Annotated in this window: 11 protein-coding genes, 1 tRNA gene and 1 pseudogene; 8 read left to right on the top strand and 5 right to left on the bottom strand. The window is 53.3% G+C overall.

The features are described from left to right. Nucleotides 1-20: 20 nt before the first annotated feature. From IPI71_01435 to IPI71_01445, 3 genes and pseudogenes are all read right to left on the bottom strand, one after another. Nucleotides 21-1142 (bottom strand): hypothetical protein, encoded by a 1122-nt coding sequence (locus tag IPI71_01435; protein ID QQR71897.1) that lies wholly within the window; start codon nucleotides 1140-1142, stop codon nucleotides 21-23. 580 nt (nucleotides 1143-1722) lie between these two features. Then, the gene (locus IPI71_01440; GenBank protein ID QQR71219.1) at nucleotides 1723-2205 is read right to left on the bottom strand and encodes a cytidine deaminase; all 483 of its coding nucleotides are present in this window, start codon (nucleotides 2203-2205) and stop codon (nucleotides 1723-1725) included. A 1068-nt stretch (nucleotides 2206-3273) separates the two neighbouring features. Next, nucleotides 3274-4921 (bottom strand): annotated as a pseudogene (locus IPI71_01445) (IS1634 family transposase). 91 nt (nucleotides 4922-5012) lie between these two features. Here IPI71_01445 and IPI71_01450 point away from each other — a divergent pair. Continuing rightward, the gene (locus tag IPI71_01450; GenBank protein ID QQR71220.1) at nucleotides 5013-6980 is read left to right on the top strand and encodes a hypothetical protein; all 1968 of its coding nucleotides are present in this window, start codon (nucleotides 5013-5015) and stop codon (nucleotides 6978-6980) included. 99 nt (nucleotides 6981-7079) lie between these two features. Here the strand turns inward: IPI71_01450 and IPI71_01455 are convergent, their stop codons facing one another. Continuing rightward, entirely contained in the window at nucleotides 7080-7406 is a 327-nt protein-coding gene (locus IPI71_01455; protein ID QQR71221.1) for a hypothetical protein, read from the bottom strand. Between the two features lie 159 nt (nucleotides 7407-7565). After that, nucleotides 7566-7637, bottom strand: a tRNA-Arg gene (locus IPI71_01460). A gap of 138 nt (nucleotides 7638-7775) precedes the next feature. Here IPI71_01460 and IPI71_01465 point away from each other — a divergent pair. From IPI71_01465 to uvrB, 7 genes are all read left to right on the top strand, one after another. After that, entirely contained in the window at nucleotides 7776-9197 is a 1422-nt protein-coding gene (locus IPI71_01465) for a nitrogenase associated protein (GenBank protein QQR71222.1), read from the top strand. Nucleotides 9198-9201: 4 nt separating this feature from the next. Then, nucleotides 9202-10548: a nitrogenase associated protein gene (locus IPI71_01470; GenBank protein ID QQR71898.1), complete on the top strand. Its 1347-nt coding sequence runs from the start codon at nucleotides 9202-9204 to the stop codon at nucleotides 10546-10548. 7 nt (nucleotides 10549-10555) lie between these two features. Continuing rightward, entirely contained in the window at nucleotides 10556-11413 is an 858-nt protein-coding gene (locus tag IPI71_01475) for a nitrogenase iron protein (protein ID QQR71223.1), read from the top strand. A 276-nt stretch (nucleotides 11414-11689) separates the two neighbouring features. After that, nucleotides 11690-11971, top strand: coding sequence for a hypothetical protein (locus tag IPI71_01480; protein ID QQR71224.1), 282 nt, complete (start codon nucleotides 11690-11692; stop codon nucleotides 11969-11971). 319 nt (nucleotides 11972-12290) lie between these two features. Beyond that, nucleotides 12291-15098: an excinuclease ABC subunit UvrA gene (gene uvrA / locus IPI71_01485; protein QQR71225.1), complete on the top strand. Its 2808-nt coding sequence runs from the start codon at nucleotides 12291-12293 to the stop codon at nucleotides 15096-15098. After that, on the top strand, nucleotides 15095-16645 hold the full coding sequence (locus IPI71_01490; GenBank protein ID QQR71226.1) for an excinuclease ABC subunit C: 1551 nt from the start codon (nucleotides 15095-15097) through the stop codon (nucleotides 16643-16645). The genes uvrA and IPI71_01490 overlap by 4 nt, the downstream gene beginning before the upstream one ends. Then, on the top strand, nucleotides 16642-18603 hold the full coding sequence (gene uvrB / locus IPI71_01495) for an excinuclease ABC subunit UvrB (protein ID QQR71227.1): 1962 nt from the start codon (nucleotides 16642-16644) through the stop codon (nucleotides 18601-18603). The genes IPI71_01490 and uvrB overlap by 4 nt, the downstream gene beginning before the upstream one ends. The last annotated feature ends 6 nt before the right edge of the window (nucleotides 18604-18609 follow it).

Consider the following 18609-nt stretch of genomic DNA (forward strand, 5'->3'; position numbering starts at 1 on the left):
GGCACTCATCTGACCCATCCCTAACATATCCAGAATATCTGCCCGATGAAGATTGCTATCTCAAATGCGATAAGGAGGATGATTACCAGCTCCAGGAAATTCGAGTGCTGGATATGCACCTCATCGGAAAGCATCTCGTAGTTCTTCCGGATAATCCCTATCTTCCGGTTCAGTCCATCGCGCCACTGGGATATCCTGAGGACGTGAAGGGCGGTAGCATAGACCCGGGCATAGTAGACATCCTCGGTAACTTTGATTAGATTGTCGACCTTTTCCGTGATATCCGATATTTCTGCCTGGTCCTGCATCAGGCGTGACATAATCCGGTGGTATTGGCGAAGACGGATATAGAACGACTTTCTGTCGGCATCCTCGATATCGTCATACATCCGCTCCATCTGGCGGGTGAGTTTGCGGTCGTAGTAGCGGAACTCCAGGGCCTGGACATTGGCGAATTCGATCAACTCGAGGATATCCCAGGGAGGTTCGCTGCTGATAAGGAGGGCGGTATCCCAGGAGAGGATGGTCAGGTCATCGGTACCGTAGGAATGGGAATTTTTGAGGGTGTCCTCCCTTGTCTGCGGTGAGAAGGTACGGTCTTCCCCGAGCAGCACGACAACCGGATCGATTGCCGGATCACTTCGATCGGCGATGAAGATGGTATAATCCTCAAAAAATCCGGGGTCGATCGAGAAATCTTCCAGCAGCGGACCCAGGATCCCGCGTATCCGATCAACAGTATCCAGAAACACCGGCTCTAGACCATCCTGTCCGGCACTGCGGAGGGCTGCATGGCGGAGATCCCCGGCCGGTGCCTCCATGTCTTCGAGCAGGAAACAGATGCTTACCGCCCCGATATCATATACGCGGGCAATAACCCCGAGCTTTGTCTCAAGTCCCCCAACCGTCGCAACCACCTGCGGTAGCCGCAGGAGCAGTGGTGGCATATCCATGGCTATCGATTTTGGTTTTACCCGGGTGAAGGTTGATCGGGCGATGGTATGGCCTGATGAGAGCGCCTCTTCGAGCCGGCTGATATCGATCTCCTTTCCGGTATCGTAGATCCTGTAGAACCGTATGGCGAACGTTGTCCTCACCTGGCGGGGCCGGGGCGTGCCCTGTCTTCTTCTCAAGAGAATCATCATGAAGGTTTAAATAATGCACAGGGTGAGGCGGGCCGTCACCTGACATACGGGTTGCTGGCACGGTGGTGGGTCCAGGTGCAGGAGTGCCAGCAGGATGAATTGCGATCGCTCCGCAGAGTCTTTCCTGGCCGGATTGGGACTTGATGTGGACGATCTCATGGGAGATAAAAAGAATTCCTGGTGTTATTCGCCCTTATTTTTTATGTGCTCCGAGGCGTGCCTCCCGGGGAGAAGCCTTTTTGAACTTCCTCACCGGGCAACGGATAATCAACAATTCCAGGGCGAAATCCCTGCAGCAGTGGTGCATGGAGTTTTTACCAGGCGCTTGGCTCCCGTATTTAATGTGAGAATGAACCCCTGACATTTCCACTCTGTATGCATGTGCCTTGACCAGGGAATCATGTGGTCGTTTTTCTCAGTTGGGATGCCGTAAACTGGTAAAGATATCTCTTCTGTCGCCTGCAGGAGCTGGAACATGAGGATAACACCTTAAAAAAATGTGAGAGGCCCCCAAGGGTTCGGGGAAGGGGGGGAGCCCTCCTGTTCAGAGGGCTGCATGGTGCTTCCAGGCATCGCCTTAACTGCCCTCTCCCAATGCTTCCCTGCTTCGTTTCTGGTAGAGGACAACCGGGTCGATCTCCTCATAGGTTTCCAGGCCGGTCCGCATGATGATTGCCCTGACTCCCGTATTCACGATCATCTTGGAACAGAGGAAACAGGGCCAGATCCGGGTGAGTTCCCCGGACTCGACCTCGAACCCGGCAAGGTAGAGCGTGCATCCCCGAGCCAGTTTTCCGGCCTGGAGGAGAGCGTTCATCTCGGCATGGACGCTCCGGCACTTTTCGTAGTTGGATCCGGAAGGGATATCGTGGTCTTTCCTCCAGCACCGCCCCAGCTCCGTGCAGTCTACCTGTTTCCTCGGTGCTCCCGTATAACCGGTCGAGACGATGGTGTTATACTCGTCCACAATGATGGCTCCAAAATTCCTGCGGAGGCAGGTTCCCTGGTGGGCGCAGCGGAGGGCAAGGTCAAGGAAGTACTGGTGACGATTGGTTCGCATCTGAACAAGGTAGGCCCGGTGACCGATAAACGTATCATTGAGGATTTCTAAAAAACCGGACTTCAACCGTAAAAGCTCTATCTTAGCTGATCAAAGCAATCCCAAATGATCTTTGAGACGCTTGGGCCGAACGAAGCCTATAAGAGAGTAACCATTCTCAAGGGCTCCCAAAATTACACGAGGTGTCATTCGGGATGCAGCCATAATTACCGCCGACCGGGGGGCTACCTCATCTGAGGCATCATGTGGTAAAGAAGGGGAGAGCAGGAGAAGCAAGGGTAGTACGGGGGGAAGCACCATGCTTCAGTTACAAGTTTCATGGGCTTTACAGACCGAGAAGGTCATCTGATCCGGCGCATCGAGACTTCCACTACATCAGTCCATGACAGCCAGGTAGACTCTTTCGATGCCGGGCGAGACTGTGTATCGGGATAAGGGTTATTTCAGGGGCAATCACGTGCAGCATTGGATAACCATTGAAACGGGCGGCCCGGGGCCGTCCACTGACCATCAGGGATAAACGCAGGAATCGTGCAATCAGCAGAGTGAGTAGTTCTAACTATGATTTTGTCCGCTGGGGATACTCAAACGGCAGGGAGTCTGGTAGCAGTAGCTATCAAAGACTTCAGAAAAATGCCTGCATACAATAATTACCACAATTACCTGGGATTTTGTGCAGGACTATCCATTAATTGGGGATACAGAAGCACATTGTAAAGGTGAAATTAACTAAATATGGGATAAGACTTTCCCATAATCCGACAGCATGCAGTCTTAGTTCAGCCTGATACTCGCTGAACATTTCGAGCATTTTATCCGAATCGGCCTTTTTGATGTTTCAATGACGGCAACCTTTGATCCCATGTAGGTCCGCTCGGTGCTACATTTCGGGCATTTCACACGGATGCTTGTTATCACTTCCACCACCCTCTATTCATACCTCGATAGGCCGGTCCCATTCAGCACCAGGACCGGCCATAAAGATTCCGCGGGCGTGCCTGCACCTCATGTTGTGCGGTAGACGGCCAAATCCCGAAAATTTTAATATCCTGTTATTTGTATTTTAACCTACATTTCGCAGGTCGACCTCACAAAATAATATTTTCCGAACGCTGGCCCCATGACATCAAGAATTTGAATCACTTCCTCGTCCAGATTCACGATAAACCGCTGTATCTGCGAATTTAGGGTGACTGTGACTTCCGCCGGTCTCATGAACAGAGTAAAGATCCATTTCATGGTCGGGTTCTGGATTGGCTTTTTTGCATGGTTTTTCACCGTTTTCCCTGTCTTTTGAGTTGGGACCGGATATGCCACTCGGCTACTGCATAGACGAATAGGCAGAGCACCATAACCATGGAAAGCGCTTCAATCCTGGTCTCTTTCTTCAGGAAAACTTCGGCAACCCGGAAACTCTTATCCTTCAGAAACCGGAACCCCCGCTCAACCGATTGCTGCCCCTTATAATATTTCAGGATAGTGTCCGGATCCAGGTCAAGATCATTTGTTGCCAGGATGAACCGTCCGAGACGTGCTTTCTCCTGCTCGATCACATCCGGAACGATCTCAAGCGGTGAATCGACGAAGAAAACTGTCTCAACAGCCTCATCCTTGCCCGGGCGCCCTTTTCTTCCGTTCTTCTTTTTCGTCTTTGAGAATACTTGGACCCTATCAGCGGACAGGTAAGGGTACGCATCAAACCACAACCGTGCAGCCATGCGTGCATCGGGCTCACAGGCAAATTCCTTGGCACAGAGCTCTTCCATGATTTACGCGCTTTATCCAGCCGCTTGGCCAGGTTCCTCACATAGTTATTCTCACCTGCCATCCGCCTCTTCTCGGAATGTACCACGGTCCATTTCTGGTCAATTCCGGCGTAGGTAACGAGACGCTCATGAAACGAGTATCCTTCCTCCTTCCCCGGGACCATGGGAATATCGGCAAACAGCAGCGACTTGACTTCATCGATGGTAGCAGGGGGATGGCTGATCCAGAAGGTATGCTGGCCGAGTGTCTGCAGGTTGGGAGCGGTATAGAACGCACTGTCGGCGATATAGTAGGCCTTGTCTTCGAGATTCAGGTTCTGCTGTACCTTACGAATGGTCTCAAGGAGGATCTTCTTGTCTGACTCATTGCCGGAGTACGGCTGAGTGAACAGCGGGATGCCGTGATGGTTGGTTACCATCGCAAGGACGAACTGCTTGAGGTCCCAGCGGTGATCTTTATTGTGACCGTAGGTGATCTTGATGGTCCGGAAGTCGTCATCGTCATCGGTGTCATAGTCACCGTGAACACTGAAACTGGTTGTGTCAGCATGGAGGAGGTGGGTGCCAAACGAGAGTTTTTCCATGACTGCCACTACGATATCATTGAACAGGTCGGTGCTTCCATACTCGTAGATACGGTCGAGTGTCCGGAGGAGAACATCGTCGTTCAGGTGGTCCGGGGTAACACCAGGGCCGAATAACTGTTCTGTCGAGAGGTTGGTGAAAAATCGCGAGAAGAAATAGAGCCGGCGTTCATTGAAGCCTAGACCGTTCAGGAGCATGGCCTTGACAATCGCTGAATGGGGGAGGATATGGTTCCGTGTCTTGGGCAGGGCGTCATCGATTACTGCTGATATTCCGAGTTCATCGATCATGCCGGCCACCAGACCGAGATGGGCAATCTGCTTAGAACTGAAATTCTTCGCCGTGAATTGAGATACAGGCTCCACAGAATATGTATTGCTGCGCTAAGATATAACCCTAAGTATTTTATTTCCAGAAATCGTGGGGCCACGTGCGAAAGGTGGGTTTTAATTAAGAATGATATATATTAAACAAATTGAATCATTGGAGAATAGTTTTGGAGATACTGTAAATCTGGACCCTTTACCTCCCTTTCATTTAATTCCATTAGATATTAATACAGTAAACAAGGCAGCGAAGAAAATTGGAGAATATATTGGGTTAGGAAAATACATTTTTGTTGTTAATAATAAGCGACTTGATGAGAAAACGGGGGCCCACATTGAACTGCAACATGAAGAAAATTATGTATTTCTTGAGATTTCCGAAAATCTTGATAATGAATTATCAATTTTAGCAGCACTATCCCATGAATTATCGCATAAATTTCTTCATATCCATGGATTTTATTCTGGCTTAAACAATCAAAGCACATTGGAAAGTGAAATCTTTACTGACATCACCGCCGTATATTTGGGTTTAGGTAAATTGATGCTTAATGGATGTAAAGTTGACATTAGCTATGGCAAGCATTCAATAACCCAGAGCATTGGTTATTTGGATCGTGATCAGCTGGCTTATGTTTATTATCTCGTTTGTAAGATGAGGGAAATTCCAACCACTGTATATCAACACGATCTCACACCAGATGCTAAAAATGCGGTTTCTAAGTGGTTCAATACGGATTTTGATAAGAGCCAAAAACTGGGCATTCTTGCCCTCAAAGATATATGTGAATTCTATAAAATGAGGAAATCAATGGATACCTCATTGGTCGCTATTAATGACCGAATAAGATTTGCAAAGTCCAATGTCGATAAATTGCTCTCTCAACTATCTCTAACGAAACAAAATCAAGACCGGATAAACCGCACTCACTGGTTCTGGGATGTCTCGGAAAAAGACGATAAAAAGTTTGCGGAATTTACAATTGCCAATTATTTAGGGGATAATCCCGCAACACTCGTTAAAATCGAGAAAGTCCTCAATAACCTCGAGACTCAGAGAGTTACCTTAGTAAGAAATATAAAAACACTCGGAGAGAAACAGAAACGTCTACTACTTCCTTTTCAAAAAAATATGATTTCGCTCGATAATAAACTTAAACTGATTGAAAATCAGATATCTTCAATCTCAACTCAGCTTGAAACCATCAATAACCTTCAGAAAAAATATTTCTCAAAGATTAATCTCATCAAAACCAAATGTGGAGATGTTCAAAATCAAATTAAAGAATATAAGGAAATGTTCAATGAAGTCTTTTCTTTGAACAAATATTTTCAAGGAAATTTACAGGTTTGGGACATATACAAAAAAGACAAAGCCCTTTGGATAGAAATTCAAAATCTAATAGAATCAGAGGAATTTTCCAAACAATTAGCTCTCACATATGATTGGGTTCGAGCCACTGAACAATTACTTGGCTCTCTCCAAAACATAGATCCGGAATATTTCCCTAAAAATACCAATCTATCGATTATACAAAGTCGGTTAGAAGGTGAATATCAGGATCTTGCCAAAAATATTGATCAGTTGGCAAATATTCGAAAATCACAGAAAAATGAAATTGCGCATTTTCTTAAAAGGAATATGGAACTCTTGGATAAGCTTGATGAGATTTTTGATGTTATTAAAGATGAAGAGAAAATATTAGATCTGATTCGGAAGCGTCAAATATGGATTTTCGACAGACATCAAGTGCTCGAAATAGACACAAAGGACGAAGAAGAATTCAACGCCATTACACGTTCAATTTATACCTGCAATTTTGAAGGCGAATTATCTCGAATTCGAAGAATAACTGAAAAGATTACTAATGAAGTACATTCCAACATTGAAAATATTCAGGGATTAAGGGAAGCATCGAAGGTAATTAGTATTGATGTTTTTGAAGAGGAATATCAACAGGACTTTAATTCGTTGGAAGAAATTAAAAACCAAATCTCAAAGTGGCGTGCTCTGCAATTGAAATATTATAAAAAATGGAAAAAACAAGGGGGGTCTATTTCGAATCAATTTATGAAAATTTTGAAAAAAAAGAAATAATTCTCTTGGAATTTAGTGAGCCCACCGCCAGAGAAGGGCAAGAAAAGAGATTCAGTTTGATTTCTGCATCCAGTTTATAGCAGATGCTGCATGGTTCATTTAATGCAGGACGACCTCGTTTTCCGCCCATACGATGAGTGACGGTGTAGATCTGCATGCTGGTGAATTCAAACACTGAATGTTCCTTGATCCATCGATCCAGCAGGTGATCATCCGGTTGAGGAACTGGTCGTCACCTGACCCCTCGGCCTTCGCCACCCACCATACGCAACGCTCTGGGATGGTGCAGACCCTCACCCTCCGTTCCCTCGTCACGGTCCGGTACTCAATAGGCTCCCGGATGCTGGTGGTCGCGGACTTGAGAATCTCCTGCACCTCATCGGAGAGCGTTGTGCCATCGAGCACAATCACTGAGCTAGGCTGCATACCATCCAGGTAGTAGAATTGGGAAAACAGAACACAAGTTTTGATAGTGCATATTCCGAGGACCAGTCCATAACAATTATGACTCGAAAATATTTCGAAAATCCCTGACCTGCGCCTGGGGTGAGGTTAAAAAGAAGGGGTTAAAACCTTCGATTCTTACGCCCCGGCCGGGATTTGAACCCGGGTCAAAAGCTCCGCAGGCTTCTAGGATATCCACTACCCTACCGGGACACTGGGAAGACAATACCAACGAATGATACGTCTTCATATGAAAATGACGTGGGATGGTATAACGTTTTTGAATGCCCTCCTTTTGCCGTGGAACAAACTGGTAAATATCCCTGGCACACAAGGAGGGCATAGTGAACCATGGACAGGGATTTCATCGTATTTCACGGCAATCTACAGCAACTACTGAATAAAGTCGAAACCGGCGAGCTGATTCCGAAACTGCAGGCATCGCATGCTCCCATGTGCAAGTTTTTCACCGCATACTATGTCATCAGTGGAATCCGTCATGTCGTTCCCCTGGTACACGGTCCTACCGGGTGCCCCCTCTACATGTCTGATTTTGTCAGGACCAGGGAATGTTGCGAGATACGGGGAATTCCGCTTGAACCGACGGCCTGTACCACTCTTGATGAGAGCCACGTCATTTATGGAGGTGAAGGAAAACTCCTTGAAGCAGTGCAGGAAGCGTACAGGAAGTATCATCCTGACTTAATCGTTATCCTCTCCTGTTGCTGTTCGGGAATCATCGGTGATGACGTCGAGAGCATTGCACGGGAGGCTGAAAGGCTGGTCGGTTGCCGGGTGCTGGCGTTGCGGAGCGAAGGCTTCGGTGGGGACTTCCGGAGCGGCTATGAAGATGCTTTCAGGCTCATCATGGAACTGATGGAGCCCCCGAAAACAACGATGAAAGGGGCAATCAACATCCTCGGGGCCCGGTGGGGCCCTCCTCCCACGGAGTTTGACTGGGATATTGATGAGATCGAACGGCTCCTCCGTGATACCGGGATACGGATCAATGCTGTCATTGCAGGAGGATGCACCGTTGATCAGATCAGGCATGCCCGGGAGGTCGAACTGAATGCCTCGTGGTGCTACGACTGGGGCCAGAAGCTTGGGGATCTCATGCAGGAACGGTTTGGCATCCCCTACAGCAAGACCGGGCAGCCCTACGGTCTTGACGCCACCAAGGAATGGCTCCTCGGTGTTGCAGGCCCTCTCGGCAGGGAGCGGGAAGCGCTGGAGGTTATCAAGGGCGAGACCCGGAAGGTTGAAGACGATCTGGCCTACCTGAAGCGGGCCCTTGCCGGTAAGACTGCAATTATTGAAATATCTGAGTTTCCCGGGCCAATACGAGCCCTCTCACTGGCGAGGATGGCTGAGGAGTTCGGCGCCTACCCGGTGGTTATCAATGTCCATCCCTACACAATCAAGGAACGTATGCCCAGCATCAAATTCATCCTTGAGACCGGGATCAACCCGGAGATCATTCTCACCAGGGGGTTGTTTCACCTGGGGAGTTTCCGTTCCTCGAAAGAGACAGAGGACGAGCTCGAGGCCATTGTCCGGGATTATGATGATCCCATCTTCTTTGGAAATGCCGGGCGGTTCCCGCCCTGCCCGGTCGTAAACCTGACACTCATGAACCCGGCATTCCAACCCCAGTACGGCTTCCGGGGGATCACGAACATCGCTGCCCTTGTCCGGCAGGCACTCGAGAATAACCACCTTCCACGGTCGCGCCTGTTACGGGGAATGCTCTATGGACCAACAACGAAGTAGCGGGATGGGAGGTACCCGGGTGCATGGACAGACCCCTGCGCCTGAAACGTGCACGGACCCCTATCTCCGATGTGCGTTCAACGGTGCTGCGCAGACGGCACTTGGGGTCTCCGGGTCTGCACTCCTTTCCCATTCACCGCAAGGGTGCGAATATCTCGTCAATAACGCATTTTCCTGGCAGGAATGCGATTACATGGAGACGATGACACTCTGCACGAAGTTATGCGTGGATGAAATTGTGCACGGGGGAGAAGACCTCCTGGCCCGCACCATCGGGGACACAAGAGATCTCCCCATATCGGTGTTGTTCGTTATCAGTGCATGTGGACCGGAGATTGTCGGTGATGATATTGTGGCTGTCTGTGAGGAGATGCAGCCAGCGGTTCCCTTCAGGCTCATCCCAATCTCCTGCGCAGGGTTCAGGGGCTCACAGTACGACGGAATCGACATCGCATTGGAAGCGATGCTGAAGCAACTGGTAGAGGAGAGTGCTGATAAGATCCCGGGTTCGGTATGCCTCATTGCTCCCCATGCAAATGCCAACCCGACCTGGACGGCAGACCTGTCATGGGTACAGCAGGTCCTGGCGCGGATGGGCATCCCGGTAGTTGCCACACTGACACACCGGACTCCCGTTTCCGATATAAAAAAGGTTGCATCTGCCGAGACATCACTCCTCTTAAGCCATGATGCAGGACAGAAAACAGCGGATTATCTGTCTTCGATGTTTGGTACAGAACAGATCTGCACGAGGATACCCCTGCCTATCGGGATGACCAATATCCAGCGCTGGCTCACTGCCATCGGAGAGAGATTTGATCGGTTGGATGCCGCGGAAACCATGGTTACGGAAGGCGAACGCATGGTGACTGCGACGTGCCGGCGTAAATGGCCGATGGCCCGGTTTCTCTATCGAACCCCCACTGCCATCGTTGCCGATGCCACGATCGGGATCCCGCTGGTACGGTTCGTAACCGAGGAGATGGAGATGACCCCCAACCTTGTTGCCCTGTATACTTCGCAGCGATCGGTCCGGAGGCTGCTTGAAGAAGAACTGAACAGTCTCGGGCTCAGTCCGAAAGTCGTGTATGGGACCGATGTATACAAGACGCGGAAGAGTATCCAGGAGGTCAGTCCCCGGGTCGTCTTCGGCAGCACCATCGAACGGCATGCAAGCGAAGGACTTTCCGTTGCGTATGTTGTCGAAGTTGTGAAGATGATGCGCCAGTTCAGGATGATCAACCGGGAATACTTCGGGTATACCGGTATCCTCAACCTCTTTGAGTGTGTACAGAACGAATGGACGATGGCGTGGCGTTCGAAGGAGAGAAGCTACCGGGCGAAGTGGTGAAGAGAAGATGAGACAGATTGCGATATACGGCAAAGGAGGGATTGGGAAGAGCACCATCGCATCGAACCTGTCGGCAGCATTCCATGAGATGGGGTGCACGGTGATGCAGGTCGGCTGCGATCCCAAGCGGGACTCAACACGGATCCTCGCCGGAGGAAAATTCATCCCTGCGGTGCTGGAAGAACACCGGGAACAGTTGAGGATAGGGAAGGACGAGTATACGATCAATCTCGATAACATCGTATATAAGTCCCCCGGAGGGGTCTATCTTGTCGAGGCCGGAGGCCCGGAACCGGGAATCGGGTGCGCCGGCCGGGGTGTGCTGACCGCACTGCAGATATTAAAAGACCTCGATGCATTTTCGACCTACAACATTGACGTAGCGATGTATGATGTCCTCGGTGACGTTGTTTGCGGTGGGTTCTCGATGCCGATCCGCGAAGGATTTGCAAGGGAGATCTACCTGATCTGTTCCGGCGGATTTATGAGCATCTATGCGGCAAACAACATCGCCCGGGCAATCCAGCGCCTCGCAAAGCGGGGGGATACAGGGCTTGCCGGAATCATCTGCAACAGCAACGGTAATGAAGCGTTCGAGCGTGCCGTTATCCCGGCATTTGCCGAGAGACTGGGAACTTCATTTGTCCAGTTCGTCCCCCGGAGCCCTATCATTCAGGCTTGCGAGCTGGAAGAGAAACCCGTTGTGGAGCATGCCCCTTCCTCCCGGGAAGCAGATATTTTCCGGCAGCTCGCACAGGCAATACTCAACAACGAGTCCCGGGTTATCCCCACGCCGGTGAGTGCCCTTTCCGAGCTCGAGACGATGTACCGACAGCACCTCATCAGAACACCCCGGGAACAGTGATACCACCATCAGGTGCCTGGCGGTTGTGCCCGGTGCTTTCTCGCATCCGGAATGGGGAATTGGAATGGAGACAGAAGGGGTCATGGTGAATTAACTGTTTTTCTGTCATCGAAAGCTTTCTTTTAAAGATCCATGGTGAGGAGGATCGGTGACCAGGTATCAGTTACCAGTGATGATGGAAGAAATCCGATGTGAAAGTATCTCCTTACAGGAACTCTCCGATCCATTCCTGATCCCCTTATCAGGGAATACATACAAGCACGTAACCATACCATCATGATCGTCCTCAAGTGCCGCAGGTGCAAGGGGACCGGCCTTATCCCGAACGAACAGTTCCAGATCTGCCAGGCCCTCCCATCGCATGAGACACGACGGTATTTTCACATCCCGACTGGTGACCAGGTTGGCGAAGACGAGGACCGGCAGCAGGATGCCTGCCGGAATGTACCGGAGAGCATCGAGTGCCCGGTCTGCGAGGGCGCCGGAACGATCGTCTTCGACGAGGACGATTGGGAACTCCGTTTCGTTGGCGATGAGGAAACGGAAACCGGGGATTAGCGGCTTCCCTTTTTTCCCGGATTGGGCAGCCTGCACCCGCACGTCTTCATTTTTGTTCGGTAAAAAGGGGGGTTTTCCGGATCGCGCCGGTCGAGGAATGCGGCGTAGCCGATCATCGCCACGGTGCTGTCGGATTCTGGGTTGTCGGTGCCCGACCTGCTGGAGTGCAGTACCCTTTTGCCGTCCAGAGTGTGGGAAATGTAGTGGTTAACCCGCTCTTCCGGAGTATGGTGGAAGGATCAACCGGGAGCCTCCCTGCCAGGGGTTCCAGAACAAGGATCTCTTTATGGTTCAAGGGAAAACCTGATCCCGCAGAAAGATGAAGAAGATCGTCATCAGGGGAGCACGGCAGCATAACCTCAAGAATATTACCGTCGAACTTCCCCGGGACAAGTTCATCGTGATCACCGGGCTGTCAGGGTCAGGAAAGTCGACGCTCGCCTTCGATACCATCTATGCCGAGGGGCAGCGCCGCTATGTCGAGTCCCTCTCTGCCTATGCACGCCAGTTTCTCGGGCTGATGAGCAAGCCCGACGTGGATGCTATCGAGGGCCTCTCCCCCGCCATCTCCATCGAGCAGAAGAGCACCAGCAAGAATCCCCGGAGCACGGTGGGGACGGTCACCGAGATCTACGATTATCTCCGGCTGCTATATGCGCGGATCGGAGTCCCGTACTGCCCGGAGCACAACATCCGGATCGAGGCCCAGTCCCCGGAACGGATCGCCAACCTGATTGCCGTGGACACGAACGGGATGGTTACCATCCTTGCTCCCGTGGTCAGGCAGAAGAAAGGGACCTACCAGCAGCTCGTCAGGGATCTGAACCGCGAGGGGTACATGCGGGTCAGGATCAACGGGGAGATCCGGAGGACCGACGAGGAGTTCACCCTCGAGCGTTACCGGAAACACGATATCGAAGTGGTTATCGACCGGCTGGAGGTCACAGACCGGGCCAGGCTGGTCGAGGCCTGCGAGAACGCGCTTGAAAAATCAGGAGGACTGCTCATCTCCATCGATGAATCGGGCAGGGAATCGCTCTTCTCTTCCACCATGGCCTGCCCGGTCTGCGGCATGACCTTCGAAGAACTCCAGCCGCGGATGTTCTCCTTCAACAGCCCGTTCGGCGCCTGCGAGGAGTGCAACGGGCTTGGCTTCAGGATGGACTTCGATCCCGACCTCATCATCCCGGACAGGAGCCTCTCCATCGCTGACGGCGCAGTTGCCCTCTACCGTAACTTCCTGGACGGGTACCGGAGCCAGTACCTTGCTGCAGTGGCCCGTCACCACGGGTTTTCCATCTTCACCCCAATAAAAGACCTGACAGAGGATCAGTACAATGCAGTCATGTTCGGGTCATCCGATCGTATCCGGTTCTCGATGCGGGCGAGGAATGGCGATGCCCACTGGGCGCATACCGGGGAGTGGGAAGGGCTTGTCCCACAGTCCGAGCGGCTCTACCACCAGACCCAGTCCGAGTACCGGAAACGCGAGCTCGAAAAGTTCATGCGCGTCTCGCCCTGCACGGTCTGCGGGGGAAAGCGGTTGAAGGCAAAGATCCTGGCGGTGAGGATCCACGACCGGTCGATCGTCGATATCACGGATCTCCCGGTCACCTCCTGTATCCGGTTCTTCCGCAACCTCGACCTGACCGAGAAGGAGCATGAGATCGCCCGCCAGATCCTCAAGGAGATCACCAGCCGCCTCGATTTCCTGGAAAAGGTCGGGCTCGGCTACCTCACCCTCTCCCGGAACGCCGGAACGCTCTCCGGCGGCGAAGCCCAGCGGATCCGCCTCGCCACCCAGATCGGGTCAAACCTGATGGGTGTCCTCTACGTCCTCGATGAACCCTCCATCGGGCTCCACCAGAAGGACAACCAGAAGCTGATCGATACCCTCCGCCGCCTGCGCGACCTCGGAAACACCCTGGTGGTGGTCGAACACGATGAGGATACCATCCGGGGCGCTGATTACGTCGTGGATATGGGACCGGGTGCGGGTCTCCACGGGGGCCATGTCGTGGCAGAAGGGACCCCTGCCCAGATCGCCGCAAACAGGGCCTCGCTGACCGGGCAGTATCTTGCCGGGACGCTTGCCATCGAAACCCCCCTGCAGCGGCGACCGCATGAACGGTGGCTGCGGATCACCGGATGCAGGGAGAACAACCTGAAGGATATCACGGTCGAGATCCCGCTCGGCGTCTTCACCGTAGTGACGGGTGTTTCGGGGAGCGGGAAATCGACGCTCATCTACGACACCCTGTACCATGCCCTCCAGAATAAGCTCTACCATTCCCGGGTCACTCCCGGTGCATACCGGAGCCTCGAGCTCGATTCCGCTATCGACCGGGTTATCGTCATCGACCAGAGCCCGATCGGCAGGACCCCGCGGAGCAACCCGGTCACGTACACCAAGGTCTTCGATGAGATCCGCCGTGTCTTTGCCGAGACGAAAGAAGCGAAACTCAGGGGTTACAAGCCGGGTCGGTTCTCTTTCAACCTGAAAGGCGGGCGCTGCGAAGCGTGCGAAGGCGATGGCCTGATCAAGATCGAGATGAACTTCCTCCCCGATGTGTACATCGAGTGCGAGGAGTGCAGGGGGAAGCGCTACAACCGGGAGACCCTGGAGGTAAAGTACAAGGGAAAATCCATCGCCGATGTACTGGACATGACCGTTGAAGAAGCCTTCCAGCTCTTCGCCAACATCCCCTCCATCCGCCACAAGCTCGAGACCCTCTCCGCCGTCGGGCTCGATTACATCAAGCTCGGCCAGAGCTCGACCACCCTCTCGGGTGGGGAGGCCCAGCGGATCAAGCTCACGAGGGAGTTATCCAAGAAAGCCACCGGCAGGACCCTCTACCTCCTGGATGAACCAACAACCGGCCTTCATTTCCACGATGTGAAGAAGCTGATCGCCGTCCTGAACAGGCTGGTCGACAAGGGAAACACCGTCGTGGTCATCGAGCACAACCTCGATGTGATCAAGTCAGCGGACTATATCATCGATCTCGGGCCGGAGGGAGGAGATGAGGGTGGATCTGTGGTCGCCACCGGGACTCCCGAAGAAGTGGCCTCGAACGGGGAGAGTTATACCGGGCTCTTCCTGAAGAAGATGCTGGCTCGACCATGAACGCTCCATCGTCCCTCCCGCATGCTCCCGGTTGTTACCTCTTTATGGACGGTGATGGCGGGGTCCTGTACGTGGGCAAGGCAAAAGACCTGAACAGGCGGGTGGCAAGCTACTTCCGGAGGAGCGGGCACGAACAGAAGACCGCGATGATGCTATCCGCCGCAACAGCGCTCGACTTCATCATCACCGGATCCGAGGTCGAAGCCCTCATCCTCGAAAATACCCTGATCAAGAAACACCAGCCACGGTTCAACATCAACCTGCGGGATGCAAAACAGTACGCGTATATCGAACTGACCGCCGAGCCCTTTCCTGCCATCAGGATTGCCAGGAAGGCGGTTGGGGATGGTCAGTTCTTTGGTCCCTTCGTCTCGGCTGCCGAACGTGACTATATCCGCGATGTTGTGCGCAAGACCTTTCGCCTGCGGACCTGCAGGAAGCTCCCGAAACGGGCCTGCCTCCGCTATCATATCCATACCTGCAGCGCACCGTGTATCGGTGAGGTGACCGGGGAACGGTATGACGATGCCGTCCGGAAAGCCTCGCTGGTCCTGAAGGGGAAGACAGGGGAGCTCCTGGCCTGCCTCCGGGAAGAAATGGGAGAAGCTGCGGCATCAGAGCAGTTCGAGCAGGCCCTCATGCTCCGGGACCAGATACGGGCGCTCGAACGCCTATCCGAGCGGCAGGATATCGCCCGGAGAAAGAGAGGTGACGAAGACATCATCAACTATGCCGTCCATGCAGGGACCGTCCACCTCATGCTCTTCAACGTGTTCAGAGGGACGCTCGGGAACAAGAGTGAGTATTCCTTCGACTGGCACCCTGATTTTCTCGAAGAGTTCCTGGTCCAGTACTACTCCGAGAACCCGGTCCCGTCAGAGGTGGTTATCCCGGACCCTGCCGGTGATTCGATCGGGGAGTTCCTCGCGGTGAGGAAGGGAGGGAAGGTGACCGTCACCGTCCCGAAGATGGGAGCCAAAAAACGCCTCCTCGACCTGGTTGCCACAAATATCGAGGCCGTATCCCTGGGCGGCCACGCAAAGATCCTCGAGCTCCAGGAAGCCCTCACCCTTGACTCTCCTCCTTCAGTCATCGAATGTTTCGATATCTCACATCTTTCAGGTTCATCGGTTGTGGGGGCAATGGTCAGGTTCAGGGACGGCAGGCCGGACAAGAAGGGTTACCGGCGGTTCCGGATCAGGACCATCGATCGAATCGATGACCCGGCTTCGATTGCTGAAGTGGTCAGGCGGCGATATACCCGCCTGGTGAAGGAAGGCGGTGAACTTCCCGATCTCATCCTCATCGATGGAGGAAGAACCCAGATGCATGCTGCACAAGGCGAGCTGAATGCCCTCGGCCTTGGTGTCCCGGTCATTGCCCTCGCCAAGAAAAACGAGGAGATTTACATTCCTGGACGGGCATTCCCCCTCCCTGTCTCGAAGAAAGAGAAGGGGTCCCTCTACCTCCAGGAGATCCGGGATGAGGCCCACCGGTTCGCCATTGCCTACCACCGGCTGCTGCGTAAAAAGGAGGCGGTCCCATGACCGGCTTCTCGCTTCATGCCCCGTTCCAACCCCGGGGTTCCCAGCCCGAGGCTATCGAAAAACTGGTGGAAGGGCTGGAAGGAGCCGAGCGATTCCAGACCCTGCTCGGGGTGACCGGTTCGGGTAAGACCTATACCATGGCAAACGTGATCGCCCGGGTGCAGAGGCCGACCCTGGTCATCGCCCACAACAAGACGCTGGCTGCCCAGCTCTGGAATGAATTCAAAGAATTCTTCCCTGGCAACAGAGTCGAGTACTTCGTCTCGTACTACGACTACTACCAGCCCGAGTCCTACATCCCCCAGCGGGACCAGTACATCGAGAAGGATGCCCAGATCAATCCCAGGATCGAGCAGCTCCGGCTCTCAGCCACGGCATCGGTCCTCTCCCGGCCCGATGTAATCATCGTCGCCTCGGTCTCCTGTATCTATGGCCTGGGCCGGCCGGAGCACTACCGGAACATGGGGTTCGAGCTCGGTGTGGGGGACCGAATCAGAAGAAATGACCTCCTTACAAGCCTGGTCGCCAGTCTCTACGAGAGAAACGATGTTGAACTCATCCCCGGCAGGTTCAGGGTGAAGGGGGATACCATCGACCTGGTCCCGGGGTATGCAAACAACATCATCAGGATCGAGCTCTTCGGGGACGAGATCGATCGGATCACGGAAATCGACCGGACAACCGGGGACCTGGTGGAGAAGATGCGTTATTTCCACGTCTTTCCTGCCCGGCACTATGTCATTCCCCCTGAACTCCAGAAACTGGCTCTTTCCTCGATTCGGGAAGAACTGGACCTGCGACTCCCTGAGCTCGGAATGCTTGAATCGCACCGGCTCGAACAGCGGACACTCTATGATCTTGAAATGATCGAAGAGACCGGAACCTGCAAGGGGATCGAGAACTATTCCCGCCACTTCGACTTCAGGAAACCAGGGGAGAAACCCTACTGTCTCCTCGATTACTTCCCGGAGGATTTCCTCCTCTTCGTTGACGAGAGCCACCAGACCATCCCCCAGCTCCACGGGATGTACAGGGGGGACCGGTCACGGAAGGAAGCCCTCGTCGACTATGGTTTCCGTCTCCCGAGCGCGTTTGACAACCGTCCCCTGATGTTCCGCGAGTTCGAGCAGTACATGCGCCGGGTCATCTTCGTCTCGGCCACCCCAGGGCCATACGAGCTTTCTGTCTCATCACGGGTGGTCGAGCAGATCATACGCCCGACCGGGCTCGTCGACCCCGTGGTCGAGATCCGGCCGATAGCAGGCCAGACCGATGATGTGATCCGTGAGATCGGGATCGCCGTAGGCCACGGGGACCGGACCCTGCTGACCACGCTCACCAAGCGCCTGGCTGAGGAGCTGACCGAGTTCCTGGCCCGGCAGGGGATACGGACCCGCTACCTCCACTCCGAGATCGACACACTGGAGCGGACCGAGATCATCCGGCAGCTCCGCCTGGGCAGGTTCGATGTCCTGGTGGGGATCAACCTGCTGCGCGAAGGGCTCGACATCCCGGAAGTGGGATTCATCGGCATCCTCGATGCCGACAAGGAAGGATTCCTCCGCGATGCCCGAAGCCTCATCCAGATCATCGGACGGGCGGCACGAAACATCAACGCGAAAGTGGTTCTCTACGCCGATTCAGTCACCGATTCCATTCGGACGGCAGTCACGGAGACCGAGCGGAGGAGGGCTCTCCAGGTGGAGTACAACCGGGTCCACGGCATCGTGCCCGAGACCATCATCAAGGCCATCCCCGAAAAGGAGGCTGACCTGAAAGATACGAAACACATCCCCCGCCAGGATATCCCGGACCTGATCATAGAACTCGAGGCGAAGATGAAGATAGCCGCAGAGAACCTCGAGTTCGAAGAGGCTATCCGCATCCGGGACAGGGTTCGGAACCTGAAGGAGCGGCAGGAACAGGAACGCTTGCCGGGAATCCAGAAAAGGAAATAGGGGAAA

This window comes from Methanolinea sp. (genome assembly GCA_016699325.1).
GTDB lineage: Archaea > Halobacteriota > Methanomicrobia > Methanomicrobiales > Methanospirillaceae > UBA9949.